The 6,694-nt window shown below is 41.1% G+C and carries 6 protein-coding genes; 1 reads left to right on the forward strand and 5 read right to left on the reverse strand.

What is annotated here, in order from left to right; all coding sequences use genetic code 11:
* From O9323_RS11940 to O9323_RS11955, 4 genes are all read right to left on the reverse strand, one after another.
* The coding region (locus O9323_RS11940) for a tetratricopeptide repeat protein (protein ID WP_288125166.1) at positions 1 to 1,369 on the reverse strand (1,369 nt) is incomplete at its 3' end.
* 161 nt (positions 1,370 to 1,530) lie between these two features.
* Positions 1,531 to 2,826 carry a P-loop NTPase fold protein gene (locus O9323_RS11945; protein WP_002755723.1) on the reverse strand — a complete coding sequence of 432 codons (1,296 nt, stop codon included), beginning with the start codon at positions 2,824 to 2,826 and terminating at the stop codon, positions 1,531 to 1,533.
* Between the two features lie 262 nt (positions 2,827 to 3,088).
* On the reverse strand, positions 3,089 to 3,340 hold the full coding sequence (locus O9323_RS11950; protein WP_002755721.1) for a BolA family protein: 252 nt from the start codon (positions 3,338 to 3,340) through the stop codon (positions 3,089 to 3,091).
* A 71-nt stretch (positions 3,341 to 3,411) separates the two neighbouring features.
* Positions 3,412 to 4,059, reverse strand: coding sequence for a hypothetical protein (locus O9323_RS11955; protein WP_149106557.1), 648 nt, complete (start codon positions 4,057 to 4,059; stop codon positions 3,412 to 3,414).
* A gap of 231 nt (positions 4,060 to 4,290) precedes the next feature.
* Between O9323_RS11955 and O9323_RS11960 the strand changes: the two genes are divergently transcribed.
* Positions 4,291 to 4,872, forward strand: coding sequence for a Uma2 family endonuclease (locus O9323_RS11960; protein WP_024969291.1), 582 nt, complete (start codon positions 4,291 to 4,293; stop codon positions 4,870 to 4,872).
* 370 nt (positions 4,873 to 5,242) lie between these two features.
* Here O9323_RS11960 and cbiE read toward each other — a convergent pair whose 3' ends face one another.
* Positions 5,243 to 6,511 (reverse strand): precorrin-6y C5,15-methyltransferase (decarboxylating) subunit CbiE, encoded by a 1,269-nt coding sequence (cbiE, locus tag O9323_RS11965; protein WP_080612770.1) that lies wholly within the window; start codon positions 6,509 to 6,511, stop codon positions 5,243 to 5,245.
* Positions 6,512 to 6,694: the final 183 nt, after the last annotated feature.

Here is a 6,694-nt window from a genome sequence, read left to right on the forward strand (position 1 = left end):
ACTGTTGATGAAATTCGATCGCTTTTTGGTATTCTCCTAGGGAATAGTAAACATTGCCTAAATTATTGTAGGATTTCCCTTCACCCCCCCGATCACCGATTTCCCGTGTGATTGCTAAGGACTGTTGATAAAACTCGATCGCTTTTTGGTATTCTCCTAGGGAATAGTAAACATTGCCTAAATTACCGTAGGAATTCCCTTCACCCCCCCGATCACCGATTTCCCGTTTGATTGCTAAGGACTGTTGATAAAACTCGATCGCTTTTTGGTATTCTCCTAGGGATTTGTAAACATTGCCTAAATTATTGTAGGAAGACGCTTCACCCCCCCGATCACCGATTTCCCGTGTGATTGCTAAGGACTGTTGATGAAATTCGATCGCTTTTTGGTATTCTCCTAGGGAATAGTAAACATTGCCTAAATTATTGTAGGATTTCCCTTCACCCCCCCGATCACCGATTTCCCGTGTGATTGCTAAGGACTGTTGATGAAACTCGATCGCTTTTTGGTATTCTCCTAGGGAATAGTAAATACCTGCTAATGAGTTGAGACTCGCAACTAAATCAAGTTCTAGATTTAACTCTTTTTGTAAATCGATCGCTTTTTGATAATACTCGATCGCAAGCTGTTGTTCCTGACGATAATCTGACAATGGAGATCGATATAATAAACGAAGGTTATAAATTTTAGCTAAACTGGCATATAAACTGGCTAATCTTGGCTCTTTTTTGCCTTTATTTACCTCGATTTGCTCGATTAGTTCTAACAAGTCTTCCTTAGAGATTGAAGGAATATCTTTATCTATAGTAATTTCGTCAAAAGATTGTAAAATCGGTAAAAATTCCTGACAAGGTAAAAAGTTACTTGGAGGAGAAATAAAGCGAAAAACTCCTTTTCTCCAACTCCAAAAATCGGGGGCTTTTTTGCGTAAATTTACTTCCACTGTGCTTGTTACCCAAAGAACAATGGAATAGGGAAATTCTCGCAATCCTTCCCTTGTCCATTGCAGATAACCAAAAAATTTATCTAGTTCCGATTTTTCCTGTTGCCATTCGATCGAGTGTAATTTCTCCACTCCTGTGGTTGTGATCACGGCGTTTTTGCTTTGTAATAACTCTGGTTTTCTGGAGACTAAACTAGCAATGGCTGCTCTTAAACTCGGTTCTTTTTGATCTAAATCAATCCGATAACAAGGGATTACTGGTTCTAATTCTTTGCTATAGCGATCGATGATTTGTTCTCGCAATTTCTCCTGATCACACACACAAATCAATATATTTAATCTCTCTTGATTTGCCTCTAGAGACACGATTAAACCTTCGTATTCTCTTTCATTTTGGTCGATAATTGAAGATGTTTCATTATTCATAATAAGTGGATAGCTGTTAAAAACTGTCAGATACCCCCATTAGGTAGGGTTGATTCATGAATCAACCCTACGGATCAAGGAGTGATCCGCACCCCCCTTATCAAGGGGGGATCAAGGGGGGATCCATCTTCAATTTAATTATAACTACTTACTTATCCCATTCAAATTGTTCCCCTTTTTTTCATTAATTCAACGACAATCGGATGCACGTTATACCAGAGATCGCCATTGCGGTATTCTAAAATGTATAAACCATGCAGCAGATCTAGAAAATTTTGATCCTTGAGATCCGTGGGTTTTGAGTGTTGATAAACAGTTTTAATAATTTCCTCATCTGCTTTACCTATACTTTCAGCAAAATCGAGACTAAGTTCTGTGATTGATTGTTCTAAAACAGCTTGATCAATTTTTAGGGTATTATCATCAGGATAACGACGAACTGAGCGCAAACAAACCCGACAGCAATCATTAGTAATGCGAATTAATTCTCGTAATACTCCCCCACTATAAAGACAAATTTTTTCAAGGGTATCAGGATCGATTAAAGCGGGATCGATGCGCTTAGTGATAATCTCGGTTAAAGTAGCAATAATTTGCGGATCGGGTATAGCATTAGGTGAATTAATTTCTCCCTGTTTAAAGAGTTTATATACAGGCATTTGTACGATCTGATCGTTGGTTTCTGTTTGGAGAGTTGCCTTTAAAGCTACCTCTCTTAAAGCGGCGATCGGAATAGTCATAATAATCCGAAAACCGGGCAACATAATCGCTTTAATATGGGATTGAAAAATATCCCTTACCTGTGCTAAGTCAATTTTATCAATGTCATCAACAATTACTAAGATTTTTTTCTGACTTTGGGACTCGATCGCACTAGCTATAATATTAATTTGGGCAACTAAATCGGTAATTCTCCGCTCATACTTTTGTTTGATTTCCTCGCGAATAGTAGAATTAATCTTGAGAATGCCTTTAATGTGAGCTAGTAAAGTAGAAAAGTTAAAACCTGTTTCGAGAGTGGCATCTGCTTGATTGGTTTCGGTGCGAATTTGTTCAGCAAACCATTGATAAAAGCTTTTTTTAATAGAATCTTTAATAGTTAAATTTTGGGCTTCCGCTTCTGACATCATCTGAACGGCGATCGAGAATAAAATATTAACATGATTTACGTCTGACATTTCGATCATGTCTGAGATCGAGAAGAAAACAACAAAATAGCGATCATCTAACTTTCTTTTAAATTCATAGAGTAGGGTTGACTTACCACAACCCCGATGTCCTGCTAGAATAATTTTTCCGTCTTCCGAAGGACTATCTTCGACCAATTGTTCTAATTCGTCGATAATTTCTGTGCCGTATTTGACAGCAAAACGCTGTAATTCTTTATCCGATCGCAGGGGCAAAAGTTCCAAATTGCGATAGGCTTCTCGAAAGGGTTCTAGTAAAGGACTAACCATAAGTAATTAGGGTTTGCGGCAAAAAGTTTTTCGTGGGGGTAGGGTGTGGGAATTATGAATTATGAATTATGAATTGGGTAGTTGGCTCTTCTAGGTTCTGTGTGATAAGTTTAACTTATATAGTATCGATCAATCTTTGTGTCCTTTGTGTCTTTGTGGTTCCTTCCAATCGCTCGCCAGGAAGAATGTATCTTAGAATACATTTTGCCCACCAAACCTAAGAGAGCCAAAAAATTAACTGATAACTGATAACTGATAACTGTTATTTTTCTGCTGCCCAACTGTCGGGAGTGTAGGTTTTTAATGCCAAAGCATGGATGGCTTCGGTAGCCAGTGCCGATTGTAAAGCGCCATAAACCATTTGATGCTGTTTAACGCGGGTTTTGCCAGCAAATTCGCCAGAAATAACCACCGCTTCCAAATGATCACCACCTCCCGTTAAATCCCGAACCATCACCTGTGCATCGGGGATTTGTTCTTGAATCATCGCTTCTACTTGGCGAAAGTCAACCATCTTAACTCCTCAAAACAATTAAAGATACTCTGATCCCATTGTTACCGAAAGCTCGTCAATGGGGACAAAATTTACTGCTGTGGGGGGGAGTTGTTAGGAGTTGCCGATGTGGGAGTCGGTGCGGAGATGGGTGTACTGACAAATCCCATCTCGTAGAGTTGTTGATAGCTTTTTTGTCCTAATTCACTGGTGGGGTTTTGGGATTGAATCACCTGAATTAACAAAGGAACCGCCAATTCTGGCTGATTTTGCGCCCTATGGACCAAAGCAAGCTTATAGGTGGCTTCATCCCGCATTTGTCCGGTGTTTAAAGCACTTTGACGCTGAGAATCGAATACTTTTGGGTCAATTCCTGAGAAACTATTAGCTAATTGCAGATGATAGTTAGATAGTTGGTTAAAAATCCGACGCGCTTGATTGAGTTTATCCACAGCGACATCGTATTTAGCGGCATTAATAGCAGTGTTCGCTTCTTCCACTAAACGTTGTCCCCCCTGAAGACTCAGAACACTATCGGCTTGATTTAAGGGTTTTAATTCGTTAGGATCGCTGGCAGGAGTGTTAGAGTCGGGGGTTTGTGCTTGTCCGTCAGGTGCGATCGCAATCACTAAACCGAGCGCCAGACTGAACAGATAAATTAAACTATAAGGCTGTTTTCGCTTAACCATAAAATTTCTCGACTTAATGTTCCAGATGGGAACGGCTATTTTTTTTGACATCGACAACTGACCTATAGTAGCTTTTTTGGGGCAGTTTCGATCCGACCCCAGCTTTCTAGACGTTAGCTCTAGCGGTTTTGTCGCCATGGCAAGTGCTGTTTTTTCCCGAAAAATCAGTACAAGTCCCCAAAAAGTTAGTTTATTCCTCCCGATTAATGGTTTAAATACCGATAATTCACCCGTTGGAAGGCTGTCCAGATAGAATAAAGAGAAAGTAGGAGTTTAGTTAAAATGTCTTTATCACTGATTACGCGTAAGTTTACGGTGGAAGAATACGAAAAAATGGCAACCGAGGGAATAATCAAACCCGATGAAAAAGTGGAATTAATTCGAGGAGAAATTATCAAAATGTCACCGATGGGAACCCGTCATGCTGCTGGTATAGCTAGATTAACTCAGTTACTTTATCGAAAATTTGGCGATCTTATTCTCTTAGGAGTACAAAACCCGATTAGATTAAATAATAATTCTCAACCAGAACCAGATTTAAGTTTACTAATACCTCGATCAGATTTTTATGTTGCTGCCTATCCTTGTCCTCAAGATATCTATTTAATTATTGAAGTTTCCGATTCTACCCTCGATTATGATCGCTATACTAAAATCCCTCTTTATGCGGAAGCAAATATTAAAGAGGTTTGGATTATAAATCTCAAAGAAGAATGTTTAGAAGTTTATCGTCATCCGCTGCAGGGTAGTTATCAAGATATTCAGAAATATTATCGAGGTGAAATTATTTTTATTGAATCCTTTCCAGAAATAGAGTTAACTTTAATTGAAATACTCGGTAATAAAAGTGAGATCAAGAGATAAACTTAGATTTCGTGAGGATTAATGCCTAATTCCCGCAGTTTATGGGCTAATCGTTCCGCTCGTTGTTTTTCCTGATTATAGCTAGTGAAAGCTTGTCCATCGGGATAAAAAAGCAACATTTCCGGTTCCCCTAACTGAAATTGAATTTATTAATTGATTTTTTTAAAATGGTAAGTAGCTGGTTTTAATTAAATTAAAAATGGATTTTGGGTTCGATCCCCCCAACCCCCCTTGATAAGGGGGGCTTTGATCCCTCCTTATTAAGGGGGATCTGACAATTTTTAACACCTAACTAATTAGAAAGAAAAAGAATACCCAAAAAGTTCTATCTACAACTTTTGCAAGAGGGATCAAGGAGAAAATCAAGGATTTACAATCTCGGTTTCAGAACAGTCCACTGGGTTACGGGGGCCATTGCTTTCCAACCTAAAAACTTGCCGACCGGTTCGGCTTTTTCAATGCCAATTCGCAGCAGTTCCCCTCCTAATTTACTATGCCATTGCAAGAGAACTAATTCGCTTTCAATTGTAACAGTATTGGCAACAAGACGACCCCCGGGGCGCAGGGCTAACCAACAGGTTTCCAATAGGTGGGGTGTGGTGATACCGCCACCAATAAAAATAGCGTCCGGTTGCGGTAAATCTTCCAGGGCGCTCGGTGCGATTCCGGCGACGATTTGCAGGTGGGGCGTTCCCAGGGCGGCGGCATTATCGGCAATGTATTGTAATCTGGTGGGATGATGTTCGATCGCAATAGCCTGGCAACGGCGATCGCTCCGCAGCCACTCAATGGCAATGGAACCACAACCCGCCCCCACATCCCAGAGCAATTGCCCAGGCAGGGGAACCAATCTACTCAGAGTGATAGCACGAACTTCTCTTTTTGTCAACTGTCCGTCATGATGGTAGGCAGAATCCGGCAGTCCTGGAAGGCGCGGCGCCCGGGTGGGGGGATGGGAGGAAATGCAGCTAATGGCGATGACATTTAAATCTGCCAGATATGTAAACTCCCAATCGTTGGCGATGCCTTGAATGTGGCGTTCTCGGGTTCCCCCTAGATGTTCTAAAACGGTGATGGAACTTTCGCCAAAACCTCCCTCCCTGAGCAGCCGAGCAGCGATCGCCGGAGTCTGAGCATCAGCGCTCAGTACCAGCAGTTTAGCGCCGGGATAAAGCACCCCATTCAACCAAGCCGGAGGCCGACCGCACAAACTCAAAGTTTCCACTTCACTCAGGGACCAACCCAAACGACTACAGGCAAGACTAAAGCTAGAAGGAGAGGGAATAATCGTCATTTCCTCCGGGGGAATCTGACGGGTGAGGGTGACACCAATCCCGTAGCACATGGGATCACCACTGGCCAAAACACAGACAGATTGACCACGACGGCGGATAATCTCGTTAATGGAGTCTTGAATGGGAGAAGTCCAGAGCAGTTTTTGCCGTTGATCCTCTGGGGGTAACATTGCCAGATGACGTTCACCACCGACAATAACTGATGCTAAAGAAAGCAGACTTCGCCCTACCGAACTTAACCCTTCTAAGCCATCTTCACCAATTCCTATGATCGATAGCCATTTCGACTGACAATTGCGATCCGCCATATTAAAAAAAATCGCTACTATTTCATTATCTGCCATCAGGCTCTATCCTTCAAACAAGATATAATCGGGTTAGTGCCAAGTTATACTTTGCACGGCTGCAACTTGCATTTTTTACTCAAGGACAATAGTATAGTTTAAGAGTCATAATTAGAAGCAAAGCACTCATTAAAAACATGATTAACCTAGAATTCACGGAAGAAGAAAAGAACTCACTGTATT

The sequence above is a fragment of the Microcystis sp. LE19-131.1A genome (genome assembly GCF_027532015.1).
In the GTDB taxonomy this organism is placed as follows: domain Bacteria; phylum Cyanobacteriota; class Cyanobacteriia; order Cyanobacteriales; family Microcystaceae; genus Microcystis; species Microcystis ichthyoblabe_A.